The following is a 17416-nucleotide window of genomic DNA, read 5'->3' as shown; positions in this document are numbered from 1 at the left end:
ACCTCTGGGGAAGAACAAGGAGAGACGATGACGAAGGCCAAGGGGAAGCCCGCGCCGGAGCACGCCGCAGACAGCCATGACCTGATCCGCGTGCAGGGCGCCCGCGTGAACAACCTCAAGGACGTCAGCGTCGAACTCCCGAAGCGCCGGTTGACGGTGTTCACCGGGGTGTCCGGCTCGGGCAAAAGCTCGCTCGTGTTCAGCACCATCGCGGCGGAATCGCAGCGGCTGATCAACGAGACCTACAGCAGTTTCGTGCAAGGCTTCATGCCCACGCTGGCCCGGCCCGAGGTCGACGTGCTCGACGGGCTGACCACCGCGATCATCGTCGACCAGCAGCGGATGGGGGCCGATCCGCGCTCGACGGTCGGCACCGCCACCGACGCCAACGCGATGCTGCGGATCCTGTTCAGCAGGCTCGCTGTGCCGCACATCGGGTCGTCGCAGGCGTTCTCGTTCAACGTCGCGTCGGTCAGCGGCGCGGGCGCGGTCACCGTGCGGCGCGCCGGGAAGGAGATCAAGGAGCGGCGCAGCTTCAGCATCACCGGCGGCATGTGCCCGCGCTGCGAGGGCCGCGGTTCGATCAACGACATCGACCTCGCCCAGCTGTACGACGACACCAAGTCGCTCGACGACGGCGCGCTCACCATCCCCGGCTACACCCCGGGCGGGTGGAACTACCGGCTCTACACCGGTTCCGGTCTGGTCGACCCGAGCAAGCCGATCCGCAAGTACACCAAGCGCGAGCTGCAGGACTTCCTGTACAAGGAACCGACGCGGATGAAGATCGAAGGCATCAACATGACCTACGAGGGTCTGGTGCTGAGGATCCAGAAGTCGTATCTGTCCAAGGACGTCGAGGCGATGCAGCCGCACATCCGCGCGTTCGTGGACCGGGCGGTCACCTTCGCGACCTGCCCGGAATGCGACGGGACGCGGCTGAGCGAGCTGGCTCGGTCAGCCAAGATCGACGGGATGAGCATCGCCGACGTGTGCGCGATGCAGATCAGCGATCTCGCCGATTGGGTCGGGAAGCTGTCCGAACCGTCGGTCGCGCCGTTGCTGAAGTCGCTGCACGAGACGCTCGAATCGTTTGTCGAGATCGGGCTCGGCTACCTGTCGCTGGACCGGCCGGCGGGCACGCTGTCCGGCGGCGAGGCGCAGCGGGTGAAGATGGTGCGGCATCTCGGATCGTCGCTCACCGACGTCACGTATGTCTTCGACGAACCCACCATCGGCCTGCATCCGCACGATATCCAGCGGATGAACGACCTGCTGCTCCGGTTGCGGGACAAGGGAAACACCGTCCTCGTCGTGGAGCACAAGCCGGAGGCGATCGCGATCGCCGACCACGTGGTCGACCTCGGGCCGGGCGCGGGCACGAACGGCGGCACGGTGTGTTTCGAGGGCACTGTGGACGGTCTGCGCGCGAGCAAGACGTTGACGGGCAAGCACTTGGACGACCGCGCGTCGCTCAAGCCGTCGGTGCGGGAGCGCACGGGCGTGCTGGAAATCCGCGGCGCGAACACGCACAACCTGCAGGACGTCGACGTCGACATCCCGCTCGGCGTGCTGTGCGTGATCACCGGTGTCGCCGGGTCGGGCAAGAGCTCGCTGATCCACGGGTCCATCCGGGAATCGGACGACGTCGTGTCCGTGGACCAGGCCCCGATCCGCGGTTCGCGGCGGAGCAACCCGGCGACGTACACCGGGCTGCTGGAACCGATCCGCAAGGCTTTCGCCAAGGCCAACAACGTGAAGCCGGCGCTGTTCAGCGCCAACTCCGAGGGCGCGTGCCCGAACTGCAACGGCAACGGCGTGATCTACACCGACCTCGGGATGATGGCCGGGGTGGCCACCACCTGCGAGGTCTGCGAGGGCAAGCGGTTCGACGCCTCGGTGCTGGAGTACCACTTCGGCGGCCGGGACATCAGCGAGGTGCTCGCGATGTCGGTCGCCCAGGCCACCGCCTTCTTCGCCGACGGCGACGCGAAAACCCCGGCCGCGCACCGGATTCTCGAGCGGATGGAGCAGGTCGGGCTCGGCTACCTGACCCTCGGCCAGCCGCTGACCACGCTGTCCGGCGGCGAGCGGCAACGGCTGAAGCTGGCGACGCACATGGGATCGAACGGCGGCGTGTACATCCTCGACGAGCCGACCACCGGCCTGCACCTCGCCGACGTGGAACAGCTGCTCGGGCTGCTGGACCACCTCGTTGAATCGGGCAAGTCGGTGATCGTCATCGAGCACCACCAGGCCGTGATGGCGCACGCCGACTGGATCATCGACCTCGGTCCCGGCGCCGGCCACGACGGCGGCCAGGTGGTCTTCGAGGGGACGCCCGCCGAACTGGTGAAGAAGAAGCGGACGCTGACCGGGAAGCACCTGGCCGCCTACGTCGGCTAGCTGAGATCGAGCGGCGGCCGCCGGTCCGTCCAGGGAAGTGCCTGCTCCAGGGTGCGGGAAACCTGCAACAACAGGTCTTCCCGCCAGGGCGCGGCGACCAACTGGACGCCGACCGGCAGGCCGCTGGCCTCGTCGTGGTGCAGCGGAAGCGAGATCGCGGGCTGGCCGGTCACGTTGAACAACGACGTGAAGACACCCATCGGATACGCGGCCATCACGGGGTTTCCGCTCGCTCGCCACGCGCCGACCTTCGGCGGGAGGCAGGCCATGGTCGGCGTGATCAGCAGGTCGAAGCTGTCGGTGAAGGCCTCGACAATGCGTCGCGACAGCACCTGGGTCTTGTGCACGCTCTCCGTGTAAGCCCAGGAATCGACCGACTTCGCGGCTTCGCGCTGGGCCCGGTTGTGCGGTTCGACGCGATCCGGGTCGACCAGCGGGATGCCTGCGCTGGCGACGTTCCAGACCTTCATGAACGTCGAGATCAGCTCCTCTGAGGTGGGCAGCGGAAGCGGTTTGTCGACGATCTGGTGTCCGGCTTCTTCCAGCGCGCGGAGGGTTTTGTCGACCGCGGTCAGGCACGCCGGGTCGACGGTGATGCCGTCGATGAGCGAGGTCGTGAGGACACCGATCCGCAGGCCAGTCGGCGGTTCTTTGGTCAACGCTTTCGCGAGCGACCGCGTGGGCGTCGGCTGCGACCACCACGCGCCGGGGTCGTGCCGCGCGATGACGTCCAGCACCGCGGCGGTGTCGACGAGCGTCCGGCTCACGACGCCGCTGGTCGCGAAGCCTTCGACCTCCACCACGGCGTTCGTGATCAGGCCGCGGGTCGGCTTGAGTCCGACGAGCCCGGTGCACGACGCCGGAATGCGGATCGAGCCGCCGCCGTCCTCCGCGTGCGCGACCGGGGCCATTCCGGCGATGACGGAGATCCCGGCCCCGCTGGACGAACCGCCGGGCGTGCGGTCCGGGTCCCACGGGTTGCGCGAGATGCCCTGCGCCTCGCTTTCGGTGAACGGCACCGCGCCGAATTCCGACGTCGTGGTCTTGCCGAGCGGGAGGAAACCGGCGTCGACGAAGCGCTGCACAAGCGGATCCGACTTCGGCTGCGGGGAACGGTCGGTGGCCAGCGAGCCGTACGTGGTCGGCCAGCCTGCGACGTTGGCGAGATCCTTGATCGGCAACGGAATCCCGTGGAACGGCGGCAGGTCCTCCGGCGGGCACTGGACCACCGCGTCGGCGGCGGCTTTCGCGGCGGCGCGGACCTCGTCGTCGGCGCGGAAGCAGAAGGCGTTGAACTTCGGGTCCAGCGCGGCGATGCGGTCGAGGTAGCAGTCGGCGACCTCGACCGGGCTCACCTCCTTCGCGCGGATGGCGGCGGCGAGTTCGACGGCGGAACTGAACGGATTGACCATGACGGATCCCCTTTCCGATACCTCGTTCAGCCTGGTCGGGGCGGTGGTGGCCGGTCTTGGAGAAATGTCGCGCGGCTGGTTTTCTCCTACGATGGCGGCATGCGACCAGCCGAGTGGGCTCGCGACGGAGCGGCGGTGTGGGGCATCGCCGTGCCGCATCGGCCGAGCCGGCTGCCGGGTGTCCAGATGGCCGGGTTCGTCGGCGACACCGTCGACCTGGTCGACCTGACGGTGGTCCCGTATCCGGCGGTCACGCTGTTCGTCAATCTTCGCGAACGACTGTTGGTCAACGACGTCGCTCGCGGCAGCGTCGTCGCTGGGCTCGCTCCGCAGGGGATGCGTGTGCGCGGGCAGGACATCGAATGCATGCAGATCCGGCTGTCCCCTGGGGTCGCGCACGCGGTGCTCGGGACGGATCTCAGCGGCGAGGTCGTGTCCCTCGAGGACGTCTGGCCTACTGAGCTGCCCGACCGGCTGCGCGCCCTCGACTCCTGGAACGACCGGTTTGCGCTGGTAGAAGCGTCTTTAGGGGCGCGGTACGAGTCCGGCCGCACGGTCGACCCGGAGGTCGCCTTCGCCTGGCAGCGGATGGATGCGCGCCACGGTCAGGTGCGGATCGAGCAGTTGGCCGACGAAACCGGCTGGAGCCGGAAACGGCTGTGGTCCCGCTTCCGCGGCCAGCTCGGACTCAGCCCGAAGCGCGCCGCGCAACTGGTCCGATTCGACCACGCGGTACACCGGCTAGCCGCAGGCGAAAGCCCGGCTTCAGTAGCCGCGGACAGCGGATATGTCGACCAGTCGCACCTGCACCACGAGGTCAAAGCCTTCGCCGGAGTCACCCCCGCGGCCGCCGCGAACGCGCCATGGCTCGCGGTCGACGAAGTGGCCTGGTCCCGCCCCCACTGCGCGAACGGGTGATCGCACCGGCATGATCGCGGAGTGACTTCCCTCCGGCCCCCCGCTGTCGCGCTGCGCCGGTGGCTAGACGACGTCGGCAGCCGCCGGCAGGTGGTATTCGCGCTGGTCATCGCCTCAGTGGCGGTGGCAGCGGCGATACTCTGGCTCGTCTGCACGATGTGGCCGCTCGACCTGGAGATCTACCGCTCCGGCGCGCGGGCGCTGGCGCAGGGCGAGGACGTCTACGGCCCGCTCCCGCCGACCCGCGCCGGGCTGATCCTGCCGTTCATCTACCCGCCGTTCGCGGCCGTCGTGTTCCTGGTGTTCGCCGCGATGCCGCTGCCGCTGGGCGCGATCTTGATGCTCGTCGTCTCGCTGGCGGCGCTATGCGGGACCGTCTACGTCGTGGTCCGGCCGCACTCCCGGCGGCGGACCGCGTTGCTGGCCGCGCTGCTGATCGGCGCTGGGTCGCTGGCCTTCGAACCGGTCCGCGAAACGTTGTGGTTCGGGCAAATCAACCTGATCCTGATGGCGCTCGTGGTGATCGACTGCCTCGGCCCTCGCACGCGGCTCCCACGCGGCGTCCTGCTCGGTCTTGCCGCCGCCATGAAGATCACCCCGGCCGGTTTTCTGCTGTTCTTCCTGCTGAAAAAGGACTTTCGCGCGGTCGTGACCACGGTCGTCACCTTTGTGCTCGCCGGCGTGGCCGGGTTCGTGATCGCACCGGAAGCGTCGATGAAGTACTGGTTCGGCGGCGGGCTGACCGGCGCGTCCGGGATGAGCGGGTCGATTTTCGCGACAAACCAGACCATCCAGGGCGCGGTGCACCGGTTCGGACTTCCGGACACTCCGACGCTGATCCTGGTCGCAGTGCTGACCTTGGCCGCGCTCGCGCTGACCATTCCGGCGATGCTGCGCGCCGATCCGCCGATGGCGTTCCTGCTCAACACGGCCGCGATCCTGGTGTGCTCGCCGATTTCGTGGTCGCACCACTGGGTGTGGATCGTGCCCGCGATCGTGCTGTTCGCCGCTCGCGCCCACACGCGGATCGCGGTCGCCGGTTTGGCCGCCGTGGCCGCGATTTTCGTGATCGCACCGCATTCGTGGCTGCCGAAGAACGGGTACCTGGAGCTGTCCTGGGGCCCCGTCGAGCACCTGATCGGCAACAGCTATTTGCTGCTGGCGCTGGGATTCCTCGGCTGGCAGTTCTCTTCGACGCGCCGTCAGACCGCCGCGGTCTGAGCCAGCAACGGCTCCGGAAGCCGGTCTGCGTGGAGGACGTGCAACGTGCTGACCGCCCGGGTGAGCGCGACGTACAACCGTTGCAGCCCACGCTCTTCCGCCGCCACAATGCGCGCCGGTTCGACCACCAGGACCGTGTCGTACTCCAGCCCCTTCGCCAAACTCACCGGCGCCAGCGTGATCCGCGCTGTTCCCTCGGTGCCCAGCACCGCGTGGTCCAACCCGCGTTCGGCGAGGGCCTGGCTTAACTCCGGAACATCCGCGTCCGCTGCCAACAGCCCGATCGACCCTTCTTGGCTGAGCGCCTTGGCACAAGCGTCGGCCGCGGCGGCGACCGTCTCGTCCGTTTCGGTCAGGTGCAAGGCATCCGCGGAATGCCGGAAGGACGTGGGACTGCGCAGCTCCGGCGCGATGTGCGGAAGCAGCCGAGCCGCGAAATCGAGAACATCCGCCGGAACGCGGTAGCCGTGCGTGAGTTCCTCGATCCGCCCGCCGGGCCGGTCAAGATGGGTCAGCACGGTGGTCCACTCACGGACCGCGGACGGACTGGTCGCCTGTGCGACATCGCCGAGAACCGTGCACGCCCCCGCCAATCTGCGCGCGATCGCCCGCAGATGCATCGGGCTGAGGTCCTGCGCCTCGTCCACCACGACGTGCCCGAGTTTCGCCGGACGCTCGACCAGCGCCGCGGCCTCGTCCAGCAACGCCAGATCGAGCGTCGACCAGGTCATCGCCTTACGACTGCGCGGCCTTGGCCGGATCAGCGCTTCCTGCTCCTCAGCGGTCAGGATCCCTTCGGCCGCTTCAGCAAGCGTCATTCGGTCCGTAAGCAGGTCATAGACCAACCGCGCAGGCTCAACCGCAGGCCACATGTCGCGGACCGCCTTGGTGATCGCGGCATTGCGGCGGAGCTGATGCAGCGTCGCGCTCGTGCCGCCGGAGCGCTCCATCTCGCGCAAGACCCGATGCGCGAGCCGCTGGGCCAGCAATTCGCGCCCCGCGCTGTAATCCGCGCCGCGACTGAGGATTTCGGTCAATTCCTCGGCGATGTCCTCGGGATACAACCGCCAGGTCCGGTGCTGATACTTGACTTCGAGCGTCCGATCGACCGGCCGGATCCGCGCCCACAGATGCCTCCGGACGACCTCCGCCATCCGGACGTCACCCTTGATCCGCGCCGTCCGCGGATTGTCAATGTGCTCGGCCGGATGCCCCGCCCCGGTCAATTCGTCAATCGTGGCCTGGGAAACCGCCACCTCGCCGAGCGCGGGAAGCACGCCCGCGATGTAAGCGAGAAACGACCGGTTCGGCCCGATCACCGCGACCCCGCCGGCCTTCTGCAGCCGCACCCGCTCGGTGTAGAGCAGATACGCGAGCCGATGCAGCCCCACCGCCGTCTTACCCGTCCCCGGCGCGCCCTGAATGCACAGCGTCCGATCGACCGGTGCCCGAACCAACCGCATCTGATCCGGCTGAATCGTGGCGACGATGTCCCGCATCGGCCCCTGCCGAGGCCGCTCAATTTCCGCGGTGAGCAGCCGATTCGCCGAGGAGCCAGGCCGATCGAGCGGCTCGTCCTCGAACGCGCTGAGCACCCCGGCCTGGTCGAAGCCGTACCGGCGCCGCACCCGCACGCCCATCGGATGATCGTGATCGGCTTCGTAAAACGCCCTGGCGAGCGGCGCCCGCCAATCGATCACCAGCGGTTCGCCATCGTCGTCGCGGATTCCTCTGCGCCCCAGGTAAACCAGGTCATGCCGCAGCGACCGAGTATGCGATCCACGGGCAGCCTCGTAGACCTCGCCCGGCGGATAGTCGAGCCGGCCGAAGAAGAGCGGCGCCTCGTCGATATCCGCTAGCTCCTCGGCGATCTCGGTGCGAAACTGCCTGAGGACGTGGTTGAAGTACTTGTCGTCGACCGCGTCGCCCTCGCCCATCCCCGTCGCGATCGCGGTCTTGATCTCCTCCCGCATGCGGTCCAGTTCTGCGTGACAGGCCTGGAGATACTCGCGCTCCGCCCGGATCTCTGGTTCCACTCCCTGCCCCCTGATTATTGACTAAGTTAAATATACAACTCAGTCAAGTTTTTATCCGGGTTCGAGTTCCAGCTAGGCTGACGCCCGTGTCAGGACTGCGCGAGCGCAAACGCCGCCGCACGAGGGAAACCATCGCCTCGGCGGCGCTGCGGCTGTTCCGGGAATCCGGCTTCGACGGGGTCTCGGTAGCCGACATCGCCGCGGCGGCCGAGATCTCGAAGCCGACGCTGTTCGCGTACTTCCCGACGAAGGAAGACCTGGTCATCCACCAGTTCGCCGACGACAACGGCCCCGCGGAAATCGTCCGCGCGCGGCCAGACGGGGTGTCGGCTCTGTCTGCTTTGGAACGGTCTTTCCTGGACCGCCTGGCCGAACGCGACCCGCTGACCGGCCTGAACGACTCACCGGACGCCATCACCTGCCACACCCTGCTGTATTCAACGCCGGCGCTGCTGGCTCGGCTTGCCACGTACCTGCTGGAGAAGGAGCAGGAGCTGGTGGAGGAGCTGCAGGCTTCGTGTGGAGTTTCGGACGAGTTCACCGCGCGGCTGGTGGCGGCGCAGATCTTCGGGGCGCAGCGGATCTTGGGGTTTCACAATGCCCGGGAGATTCGTGGTGGTCGGAGCGCCGATGAGACGTACCCGGACGCTGTGGCACGAGCGGAGGCGGCTTATCGGGTGTTGCGGGAGGGGCTGTGCTCGGTGCTGGGTCAGTCTGCGAGCCATTCGTAAGAGAGCCGGTAGCGATCAGCGGCGAGGACCATGTCGTTGACCTCCAGCGGTAGGCCGTCCTCGTGCGGGCGATTCGGGTGACCGTCAGGACGGGTGTTCCTTCGGAGAGGTGCAGAATCGCCGCCTCGTCCGGGGTCGGCATCCGCGAGAAACGCGCCCCGGTTCGCCGCCCGGGCCGCGCGCGACAGTCTGGACTGGGAGCTGCGATGGATGGCGTCGGCGGGCGGTACGAAATCGGCCAGGCACCCATCTTCGCCTTGCTGCCCAGCGCGCGAAAAGGGCCAGGCCCCGGAAGGCCTGGCCCTGCTTCCTCAGCGGCGTAGCTCAGTTCTGGTCCGGATTGTCGATCGGCGCGCCGTTGTATCCAGTCCCCTGGTCCTGCGCGGTCGGCGGGTCAATCGGCATCCCGTTGTACCCCGTGCCCTGGTCCTGCGCCGTGGGCGGATCGATCGGAACACCGTGGTACCCAGTGCCCTGCTCCTGCGGGTCCGGAGTGTTCTCGTCCTTCGGCGGAGTCGTGTGCATCTTGAGACCGTCCTTCGCGCAACGGATCTCGTGCGTGCCCTCCGCGCCGGTGTCGGTCAGGCACTGCCAGCCCTGGACCGTCAGCATGTAGTTGGATCCGACGGCCTTGTCGATATTGTCGAAGTATTCGGTCATGACATTGAACGCCTCAGTGCATCCAACGGTACCGGCTTTGGTTGCGTCCGCGATCAAATCAACCTTGCGCGGCCCGACAGTTCCGCCGTGCGTACTGCAATTAACGTCCTCCGAGCCGGCCCCGCCACCGCCGCTGCCGCCCTTTTTGACCGGCGCATTCGGTTGCTGCGCTTGGCTCTTCGCCGCGACGTTGACCGGGGCGGATTGGTTGCTCGCCGGGGCTGCCGAATTTTGGCCAGAGCACGCGGAAAGCAGTGCGACCGCGCCGAGAGCCGCTCCGACGGTGGCCAATTTGACAGTCTTCATGAGCATTTCAATTCTCCCCTGACCCGCTCTTGGCTTTCCCTTTGCCTATAGAGACGCACACCGCCGGAGGGGGTTGCGAAGAAATTCCGCCGGACTTCCCCGGCAGGGAAACTCAGCCCCAAAAGCGCACTTCAGGGAACCGCGGCGACGGCCCGTCCAGCAGCGGCTGGTGCACCCCGCGCAGGTGCTGGTCGAGGAACGCCGTCAGGTACGCCTCGCCGACCCGGAGCCCCCGCGACGGATCGATCTCGACCCCCGGCAACGGCATCCCCGCCTGCTGAAAGAGCAGCAGTTCATCGGTGAACATGCTGTGGTCGCCATGCCAGGCAGCATCGGTGATGTCCCCGATGAGCCCCCGATGTCGAAGTCATCTTCCGGGACGATGGTCAGCCGACGACGTCCGCCAGCCGGGCGACCTCGTCCACGTCATCCGTCACCGGCACAAAAATCAGCTCGTCCACACCCAGCTCAGCGAAATCCGCAATAGATTTCCGCACCGTCTCCGGAGACACGCAAGGCACCACACTGTCCGCGACTTCCTTCGGAGCCAACCGATAGAAGTCCCGCACATTCGCCAGCCCAGCGTCGACGTCCCCCAACACGAAGTAGGCCAACGAAACCAGCTGCGGCACCCCGTCCCGACCACCCTCGATCCAGGCACGTTTCGCCGCCTCGAACCGAGGCGCGCTTGCCGCCACCGAGCCCGAACCGGCGATGTAACCCGTGCCCCACCGCACCATTCGCTGCAACGCCTGCTCGGTATAGCCGCCGAACAACATCGGCACCTGCCGCGTCCCGCTCGGTACCGCCGCGTTCTCCCCGACCGGTTTGCCACCCCACACTTCGCGGTAAATCTCCAGGTCAGCATCGAATCGCGCACCGCGGCCACGCGCCCCGAGCCCCGGCACGGTGAACTCCTCTTCCCGAAGCCCCACGCCGACTCCGAACGTCAACCGATGCCCGGAAACGCCGTCGATACTCGCGATTTCCTTGGCCAGCAACGCAGCCGGCCACGTCGGCGCGAGCAACACGCCGCTGAGCAGCCCGATCCGCTCGGTCGCCCCAGCAGCGGCCGCCAGCGAAACCGTGTCGCTCACCCCCGGATACGCGTACCGGCCGATCGTCGCCAGCGAGGAAAAGCCCGCCTCCTCCGCCCGCACCGCCCACCGCGGCACGACCGTGGGGTCGACGTCGCGCACTTGATTCGGAAGTCCTATGCCGATCCGCACCAGATGATCCTCTCGAGCTGTTGCCTGACTCAGCGCTGAATGACAGCATGCTGTCATGTCCGACAAGCTAGCGATACGACAGCATGCTGTCAAGAAGGCCTGCGACGCCTACAACGACCTGATGGACGAGGTCATCCGGCTCTCCGACGTCCTGGAAGCAGTCGGCAACGGCATCGCCCGACCGACGGGCCTGAGCGTCGCGCGGTACCAAGTGCTGGCCGCGGTCGAAGAGGAACCCGCTCCGGTCGGGACCATCGCAACGCGGTTAGGCCACACGAGACAAAGCGTCCAACGAGTCGCGGACCTACTGGTCGACGACGACCTGGCCAGCTACCGTCCGAACCCCGCGCACCAACGCGCCAAACTGCTCGAAGTCACCCCGACCGGCCGCGCCGCTTTGCACCGAATGCAAGCGGCGTACGACGACCTGGCCCTGCGCACCACCGACGGCCTAGACCTGGAACGGCTGGAATTGGCCCGGCAGACGCTCGTCGAACTGCAGCACCGATTGAAATCCGAACTGCCCTCCTGATCACTAAGCTGGCGTCTCCGGACGCCAAGGAGAAACCGCTGATGCGTAAGCGAAAGACGCTGCCGAAGAACTTCGGCGAGATGCTGACATCCGCGTCGCTCGCCGAACTCCAGGCGGTGTTCGGCCGCACCGAACTGGACGCTCGCGGCGGATACGGCAAGGAAACGGCGATCGGATACGTCGACTGCCCGGACGAACTCATCGTCTGGCTAGTCGACCAGGGCCTCGACGTCGACGCGGCCAACCAGTACGGCGAAACTCCACTGTGGACTCGAGCGGCGAGAGGCGAAGCAGCACAGATCCCGCTGCTTCTTTCTCTCGGCGCTGACCTCGAACGGCCACGCGGCCACAACGGCACCCCACTGCACGGCGCGGCCAGCCGACAGCGGCCGGAAACCGTACGAGTGCTGATCGAACACGGCGCGAACGTCCACGCCACGATCGACGGCAAGCCAAACCTCACGCCGCTCCTGTTCGGCCTGCGGCACACCGAGAACATCGGGATCGCGGACATGGCAGAAACTGCCTCGCTTCTCCTCCAAGCCGGCGCACCCGTAACGGACGTAGCGCGAGATCTGGTCCGCCGGATCGGCACCACCTTCGAGTTCCACCGCAAGGGTTTCAACCGCGACCTCCTCGACGCGACCGACGCCGGGCTGCAGGAGTTGTACCGATTATTCGACGTCGAACCGGTCCCACCGCGGCTGATCCACGACGGAACCTCCCCGATCACGGTGCCCGACGGCACCTGGCAGAAGCAGCACCAGCAGCTGTGGGAACTGCTCGTCCCGTCCTCCGGCGTGGCGGAAACCGTGCAGGGAGAAGCGATCCGCGTAACGGGAAAAGTCGCCCGCGAGATCCTCGACAACGGCAGCGTGAACTGGGACCGATCCTTCCGCGCCATGATCGACGCACTCCCCGGCTACCTCGCGTCGGGCACCCCGCTGCCCGAACTTCAAGAAGCACAGGCCCTCACCAAGCGCACCCACTCCGGCAACGGAACCGACGAAGAACTGGCCCGGCTGTCCGAACTCGCGGTCGCGTGGGTCCGGCTCAACCCGACCCCGTTGCCGATGACTGCACCCAGCTACGGCCGTTAGCCGGACAGCCCCGCACAGACAAAGCTATGCGACGGTTGATTCCTTCGCGGACGGTCCCAGCGAAAGACTGCGCACCATCCGATACCGCCGAAACCCGCTGCCGCGCACTCCCGGAAACTCCTGCACCTTCCGCCACTCGTCAGACACCCCGACCGTCCCCCGGCCGGACAGCGCCAACGCGTCTCGATGCGACTGTTCGTCAGTCCACTCCGCATAGTTGAGCACCCGAGTCCCGTCGGTGCTGACATGGAAGTGCCCAGAGATCCCGCCAGGCGCAGGCGTTTCTTCGCTGCCCAACGCGCCGAACACGGTGTCCACCCAACGCCGCTGCCGCCGCGCGTCAGCACCGTCGAACTCGACACTCACGACGACAATGCACCCCGGAACCGCCGAATCCTCCCGGATTCCGCTGCGGTACAACCGGTACTCAACGGGATCACCTCCAGAAACCCGACCCACGAACCTGGGGTCGGCTGTTCCCTCCGCCCACTGGGTGTAGACCAGCGACGCCTCGCCGTCGGTACTGTCCAACGCACTGAACGAAATCAGGCCCACAGGCCACGGCTCGTTTTCCAGCTCCGCAAGCACATTCGCCGCCCCGACGGCTGTCTCGGCGACCAGTACAGTGCCAACATCCTGGCGAGCAAGGTCAGGACGCGCGACTTGGTTGACAGTCATGAATCTTCGGTATCCCTTCGAGTTCAGCGATGACTCCCGAAGGATGGAACTTCAAGGGAAGTTGAAGTCAAGCCAGCGGCCGGATGCAGCACCGAAGTCGCGGGCAAAGCTAGCTCCGGTACAGCCAAGGGAGCTGAGCGCCGACACCGGCGACAAGGCCAAACAGGACGAATTGACGGTTCGCGTCGAGTCGTACGACAACGCGGACGGCGCGACCTACGCCAACCACGCGACCTGCCACCCGCGCGTCGCCAGCCCCGCTGGTCACGATGTCGGCCTTCCGGAGCGAGGACTACCAGGAGCCAGCGCTCAACCAGGTGTTCGGCGGTGCCGTCCTGAAGATCATCGACCGGTCGAAGCAGCTTCCATAGCGCGCCTGAAACGCAACAATCCCCGCTCGGCGCTGCCCGAACGGGGATCCCGAAGTGGACCTGAGGGGAATCGAACCCCTGACCCCCGCCTTGCAAATGTCCGAACTCACATCGAGGCAGCCCAGGCACATCTTCACAGGTCGCCTACCAGCAGGTTTAGTACGGGTTTTCCCCCTATTCCCCCCGACTGTCCGTTGGATCGGGCACGCGAGGGGCACGAGGCCGACAGTCAGTTGATTTACAGCAAAACAAACGCGACGCGCTGACCAGCGGTTTTGCGTCGATCTGTCGCTGTGCGGCCAAATAGCCCTGTTGCTTAGAACCAGCTGCCGCCTTCCTGCTTGAGCTGGCTGGTTGGCACTTCCTCCGTGTAGCCGTTGTCGAACTCGACGGTGGCGAAGTCGCCGCCGAAGATGCCGCACCTTGTGGCGGTTACGCGCCCATCCGTTCCGGCCGGCACGCGGGTGAACACTGCGCCTCCGATGGCTGAGCGCGCGGATACCTGGTCATCCGTGCTGAAGCGTTCCGGCTGCTCCTCAGTCCACCGCCACGAGCGCGGTCCGGCATCACGGTGAGCTGCGGGAGCTGGTTCCGATGCGCCACCCGGCTCGATTCGGTCGGGCATTGAGCCTCGATAGATCCCAACGTTGTCGAAGCCACTGGCGTAGCCAGCAGGTGCTTCGCCACGCGTAGGCGGATCACCTGGTCGCCATGGCGTGAACTCCTGCCACGCGTCGCGGTCGTATTCAGCGGCTCCGTCGTCGCAGTAGCCGCCGGTCGTGCCCTCTGGCCGCCCTGTCATTTGTCGTTCACTCCCCAATCAGCCGGGACTCGTCTAGTGTGCGGATGAGGGATGCACACATGCACGAGGGGAAAGAGTTATGCGCCGTCGAACGCCTGAGTACATCATTGTTGAGCAGGTTTCCCGCCATCGGCGGTGGGTCCTGCCGCTTGTTTGCGCGCTCGGTTCCCTCATCGTTGGATTGAGCGTCAAGTGGGGCGTCGGAGTAAGCGTTTTGCTGGCGATCGGCGCTGCGGTTGTCGTCGTTCTTCTCCGGCCGCAGCGTCGCTTTTAGACAAATTAACCGCCGAGCAGCGAGTCGAGCATTTCTGCGGGCGTTGCGCAGCGAAAACCTGTGTCGTCGTCGCACATGCTGCGCGCGGCATCGTTGAACAGGGATGGCGTGACCCGTTTGAACGGGCTAGTCCAGGCTCCGCCTTTTAGCTCGTAGCGTCCGGGCTTCGTTTCGGTGGAGCACCATTCCCAGACATTTCCGCACATGTCGTACACGCCGTACGGGCTGACGCCGCTCTGGTAGGTATTTACAGCAGTCGTCGATCCGATTCCGTTTTCGCGCACATTGCACTTTGCGGGAGTTGGTTGGTCTCCCCATGGGTAGACGGTGCCACGTGTTCCCCGGCTGGCCTTCTCCCATTCGACTGCGGTCGGCAGGGCCTTTCCTGCCCACTTGGCGTATTCGGCCGCATCCTCCCATGTTACGAAAACCACCGGATGATCGGCGCTCTCTTCGGGTGGGCACTCTCCTTTCCAGTGTGATGGAGGGATATGTCCGCTGGCAGCAACGAATCGCCCGTATTCAGCATTGCTGACGGGATACATGTCGATGTAGTAACTCGGAACCCAAGTCGGCGAGTTGCTCGGACCGGCTAGGTAGATACTCCCCTCGACTCGAACCATTAATGACCCGTCGCGCGGATGCTGCACTTGGGCCTCACCAATCGGTGCGGCGTGGGTCTCCAGCTGAGGCTCGGGAACCAGCGCGTCCGCCGTGGAGAATGAGAATCGTGCCTTTACGTCCGGATCGCTCCGAGTGAAAATGGTGTCAAGGCTTGCTTGGTTGATGGGGCGGGGCGTGATGCCCGCGCCCCTCTCTTCCCACTTGGACACCATTCGTTCACTGACACCGAGGATTGCGGCAAATTCGCGGAGGCTCATTCGCATAGCCTCGCGAAGCACGCGCACCTCGGCACCAGTCCAGCGTTGGACGGTGTTCGCCACTGTCGCCTCCCCTGCAGAAACTCTCCCTGCGTGGCACCCTACCGGCCGAAGGCGGGGAACTAGAGTCGTTCTGCGGGAATGTCCAGGTACAGGGCTCGCAGGTCTGCTAGCAGCTTGTGCTCAACGGGCCATGCAATACCGTCGACCGAAGTAACCGCCCGGATGCCAACCGCTGCATTCGTTGCGAACGCGCCCTCCATGCCGCTCAGGTCGGAGAGCGTGAGCGGCTCGGTCGTCACAGCCTCGTCGGAAGCGCGGTGCAGCAGTGCCATGGTCACGCCGGCCAGTTGCTCCGACCGCGGCCAGATGACCTCTCCTTCGCGGATGAACCCGATGTTCGAGGTAGCGATCTCGGAGATGGTCCCATCCCCGTTTAGGAACAGGACGTCGTCAAACCCTTCGCGCTGAGCTGATCGCCTCAGCTCTAGTGCCCCGAACAGACCGATGTGCTTCACCGCTGGCTTCTCGCGCAGGTAAGACGCAGCTTGCAATCGCAGTGGCGGCGCGATGCCCTCGGCCGCGGGCCGGGTCGTCACGAGCACGGACGGGTCAGCGTCTGTTCCGATTGTGCCCAGGTCAAGGCTCGGGTCGTAGATCGTGACCCGGGCAGTAATCCGCGTGGCGTCCTCGCATGCGAGAGCGTGGAGGACGTACTCGCGAACGCGGTCAGTGTCGAGTTCGACGTCGAATAGCAGACGGCAGTCGCGCGAAAGCCTCTGCAGGTGAAGCGAAAGACCGCGCACGCAGCCGTCCTCGACCAGCATCGACGTGAAGTGTCCGTAGTTGGTAAGTGCAAGGGACTTGAGCTGGTCGAGAGTCGCAGCGCTGCCGTTGAGTTCCATGTTTAGGAGCCTGCCATTCCTCCGTGCGCGTAGGAACCTGCGCGCTCGCCTAGTTCAGTGAAAGTTCAGGGGTGCTGGTTCAGCGTCGGTTCAGCGTGGGTGGCGGTTGTGTCAGTTCTCGGTTCCACTCCGCTGCGGCATCGTTGAACTCAGCAAGGCGGACACCCCGGAAACCCGCCCGGACAAAGGAGAATCCTCATGGCTAAGAACCCCTTCAAGATCGGCGGCGGGTTTCTGCCCAAGGCGATCGGCATACTTGTGGCGGTCGCGCTGGTTGCGCTGGTCATCAAGCACCCCAGCGACGCCTCCTCAGCCGTCAGCAGTGGCATCTCCGCTGGAGGCGACGCGATCGACAGCATCGTCACCTTCTTCCGCGGCTTGGGCCACTGATCCTTCGAGCTGGCTCATTCGCTTCCGCAGCTGTGCAAGCTCCATCTCAACTGCGGTAAGGCGGTCCGTGACACGCCTAGGTTCGAACGCAGCAGAGACATCGTCGGCCACGAAGATCCCGACCGACGCCCGCTTCACGATCCATCCTTCATCTTCGAGCACCTGAAGCGCCTTTTGCACAGTAGCTACCGCAAAACCGGTGGCGGAGACCAGCTCGCGCTGAGTGGGCAGCTTGTCGCCGGGGCGGTACTTCCCCGAGCGAATGTCTTCCCGCAGCCCGGCGGTGACTTCTTCGAACCGGGCTGTGCCGGCCTTGTTTGCACGCATGAGCCGATCCTTCCAGATTGAACTGTCCTGAGCTAGTTCACTCGAACGGCCGATTCCGTTGCGAACTAGTTCGGACTAGTTTGAAATGCATCACAAACGAAAGGAAAACCCCCGATGAGGTCCGCACACATCACCCGCCACATGGCTGAGGCTCAGCTGGACGGCACCGATTTCGACGATGTTTCCGCTGTTCAGGAGGCTTCCGCGTTGGCGTGGGAGCGGGATGAGTTGGCGTGG

Annotated in this window: 16 protein-coding genes; 6 read left to right on the top strand and 10 right to left on the bottom strand. The window is 65.8% G+C overall.

The window, feature by feature from the left end; genetic code table 11:
• Positions 1-27 precede the first annotated feature (27 nt).
• Positions 28-2406, top strand: a complete 2379-nt coding sequence (locus tag ACFXI3_RS41645) for an ATP-binding cassette domain-containing protein (protein ID WP_378407276.1) — start codon at positions 28-30, stop codon at positions 2404-2406.
• Here ACFXI3_RS41645 and ACFXI3_RS41640 read toward each other — a convergent pair.
• Positions 2403-3818, bottom strand: a complete 1416-nt coding sequence (locus ACFXI3_RS41640; protein ID WP_378407274.1) for an amidase — start codon at positions 3816-3818, stop codon at positions 2403-2405. The genes ACFXI3_RS41645 and ACFXI3_RS41640 overlap by 4 nt on opposite strands.
• A 99-nt stretch (positions 3819-3917) precedes the next feature.
• Between ACFXI3_RS41640 and ACFXI3_RS41635 the strand changes: the two genes are divergently transcribed.
• Together ACFXI3_RS41635 and ACFXI3_RS41630 are read left to right on the top strand one after the other, a co-directional pair.
• Positions 3918-4736 carry a helix-turn-helix domain-containing protein gene (locus ACFXI3_RS41635; protein WP_378407272.1) on the top strand — a complete coding sequence of 273 codons (819 nt, stop codon included), beginning with the start codon at positions 3918-3920 and terminating at the stop codon, positions 4734-4736.
• A gap of 21 nt (positions 4737-4757) precedes the next feature.
• Positions 4758-5957, top strand: a complete 1200-nt coding sequence (locus tag ACFXI3_RS41630) for a glycosyltransferase 87 family protein (RefSeq protein WP_378407270.1) — start codon at positions 4758-4760, stop codon at positions 5955-5957.
• Here ACFXI3_RS41630 and ACFXI3_RS41625 read toward each other — a convergent pair.
• Positions 5939-7993, bottom strand: coding sequence for a HelD family protein (locus ACFXI3_RS41625; protein WP_378407268.1), 2055 nt, complete (start codon positions 7991-7993; stop codon positions 5939-5941). The genes ACFXI3_RS41630 and ACFXI3_RS41625 overlap by 19 nt on opposite strands.
• Before the next feature lie 86 nt (positions 7994-8079).
• On the opposite strand from ACFXI3_RS41625, the gene ACFXI3_RS41620 reads away from it, so the two are divergent.
• A complete protein-coding gene (locus ACFXI3_RS41620) occupies positions 8080-8724 on the top strand; it encodes a TetR/AcrR family transcriptional regulator (RefSeq protein ID WP_378407266.1) in 645 nt (214 codons plus the stop codon).
• Positions 8725-9048: 324 nt separating this feature from the next.
• Here the strand turns inward: ACFXI3_RS41620 and ACFXI3_RS41615 are convergent, their stop codons facing one another.
• The 3 genes from ACFXI3_RS41615 to ACFXI3_RS41605 form a co-directional block, all read right to left on the bottom strand.
• Positions 9049-9384 carry a hypothetical protein gene (locus ACFXI3_RS41615; protein WP_378407264.1) on the bottom strand — a complete coding sequence of 112 codons (336 nt, stop codon included), beginning with the start codon at positions 9382-9384 and terminating at the stop codon, positions 9049-9051.
• A 418-nt stretch (positions 9385-9802) separates the two neighbouring features.
• Positions 9803-9997: a hypothetical protein gene (locus ACFXI3_RS41610; protein WP_344282366.1), complete on the bottom strand. Its 195-nt coding sequence runs from the start codon at positions 9995-9997 to the stop codon at positions 9803-9805.
• A gap of 79 nt (positions 9998-10076) precedes the next feature.
• Positions 10077-10919: an LLM class flavin-dependent oxidoreductase gene (locus ACFXI3_RS41605; RefSeq protein ID WP_378407262.1), complete on the bottom strand. Its 843-nt coding sequence runs from the start codon at positions 10917-10919 to the stop codon at positions 10077-10079.
• Positions 10920-10974: 55 nt separating this feature from the next.
• On the opposite strand from ACFXI3_RS41605, the gene ACFXI3_RS41600 reads away from it, so the two are divergent.
• Both ACFXI3_RS41600 and ACFXI3_RS41595 read left to right on the top strand, forming a co-directional pair.
• Complete coding sequence (locus ACFXI3_RS41600) at positions 10975-11451, top strand: MarR family winged helix-turn-helix transcriptional regulator (RefSeq protein ID WP_378407260.1); 477 nt, start codon at positions 10975-10977, stop codon at positions 11449-11451.
• Between the two features lie 41 nt (positions 11452-11492).
• Positions 11493-12551 carry an ankyrin repeat domain-containing protein gene (locus ACFXI3_RS41595; protein WP_378407258.1) on the top strand — a complete coding sequence of 353 codons (1059 nt, stop codon included), beginning with the start codon at positions 11493-11495 and terminating at the stop codon, positions 12549-12551.
• A gap of 24 nt (positions 12552-12575) precedes the next feature.
• Here ACFXI3_RS41595 and ACFXI3_RS41590 read toward each other — a convergent pair whose 3' ends face one another.
• From ACFXI3_RS41590 to ACFXI3_RS41570, 5 genes are all read right to left on the bottom strand, one after another.
• Positions 12576-13229 carry a hypothetical protein gene (locus tag ACFXI3_RS41590; protein ID WP_378407257.1) on the bottom strand — a complete coding sequence of 218 codons (654 nt, stop codon included), beginning with the start codon at positions 13227-13229 and terminating at the stop codon, positions 12576-12578.
• A 687-nt stretch (positions 13230-13916) separates the two neighbouring features.
• Positions 13917-14072 (bottom strand): hypothetical protein, encoded by a 156-nt coding sequence (locus ACFXI3_RS41585; protein ID WP_378407255.1) that lies wholly within the window; start codon positions 14070-14072, stop codon positions 13917-13919.
• Positions 14073-14681: 609 nt separating this feature from the next.
• The gene (locus ACFXI3_RS41580; protein ID WP_378407253.1) at positions 14682-15620 is read right to left on the bottom strand and encodes an SUMF1/EgtB/PvdO family nonheme iron enzyme; all 939 of its coding nucleotides are present in this window, start codon (positions 15618-15620) and stop codon (positions 14682-14684) included.
• A gap of 59 nt (positions 15621-15679) precedes the next feature.
• A complete protein-coding gene (locus ACFXI3_RS41575; protein WP_378407251.1) occupies positions 15680-16462 on the bottom strand; it encodes an aminotransferase class IV family protein in 783 nt (260 codons plus the stop codon).
• A gap of 309 nt (positions 16463-16771) precedes the next feature.
• Positions 16772-17179 (bottom strand): GntR family transcriptional regulator, encoded by a 408-nt coding sequence (locus tag ACFXI3_RS41570; protein ID WP_378407249.1) that lies wholly within the window; start codon positions 17177-17179, stop codon positions 16772-16774.
• Positions 17180-17416: the final 237 nt, after the last annotated feature.

This window comes from Amycolatopsis sp. NPDC059235 (genome assembly GCF_042754125.1).
GTDB lineage: Bacteria > Actinomycetota > Actinomycetes > Mycobacteriales > Pseudonocardiaceae > Amycolatopsis > Amycolatopsis albidoflava.
Note: the sequence above shows the minus strand (reverse complement) of the source record. Positions and strands in the feature narration are given on the sequence as shown.

What these genes read in the sequence shown, in the direction of transcription:
- ACFXI3_RS41645 (WP_378407276.1), top strand. Translation starts at nt 28, where the DNA reads ATGACGAAGGCCAAGGGGAAGCCCGCGCCGGAGCACGCCGCAGACAGC.
- ACFXI3_RS41640 (WP_378407274.1), bottom strand. Translation starts at nt 3,818, where the DNA reads ATGGTCAATCCGTTCAGTTCCGCCGTCGAACTCGCCGCCGCCATCCGC.
- ACFXI3_RS41635 (WP_378407272.1), top strand. Translation starts at nt 3,918, where the DNA reads ATGCGACCAGCCGAGTGGGCTCGCGACGGAGCGGCGGTGTGGGGCATC.
- ACFXI3_RS41615 (WP_378407264.1), bottom strand. Translation starts at nt 9,384, where the DNA reads ATGACCGAATACTTCGACAATATCGACAAGGCCGTCGGATCCAACTAC.
- ACFXI3_RS41610 (WP_344282366.1), bottom strand. Translation starts at nt 9,997, where the DNA reads ATGTTCACCGATGAACTGCTGCTCTTTCAGCAGGCGGGGATGCCGTTG.
- ACFXI3_RS41600 (WP_378407260.1), top strand. Translation starts at nt 10,975, where the DNA reads ATGTCCGACAAGCTAGCGATACGACAGCATGCTGTCAAGAAGGCCTGC.
- ACFXI3_RS41595 (WP_378407258.1), top strand. Translation starts at nt 11,493, where the DNA reads ATGCGTAAGCGAAAGACGCTGCCGAAGAACTTCGGCGAGATGCTGACA.
- ACFXI3_RS41590 (WP_378407257.1), bottom strand. Translation starts at nt 13,229, where the DNA reads ATGACTGTCAACCAAGTCGCGCGTCCTGACCTTGCTCGCCAGGATGTT.
- ACFXI3_RS41575 (WP_378407251.1), bottom strand. Translation starts at nt 16,462, where the DNA reads ATGGAACTCAACGGCAGCGCTGCGACTCTCGACCAGCTCAAGTCCCTT.
- ACFXI3_RS41570 (WP_378407249.1), bottom strand. Translation starts at nt 17,179, where the DNA reads ATGCGTGCAAACAAGGCCGGCACAGCCCGGTTCGAAGAAGTCACCGCC.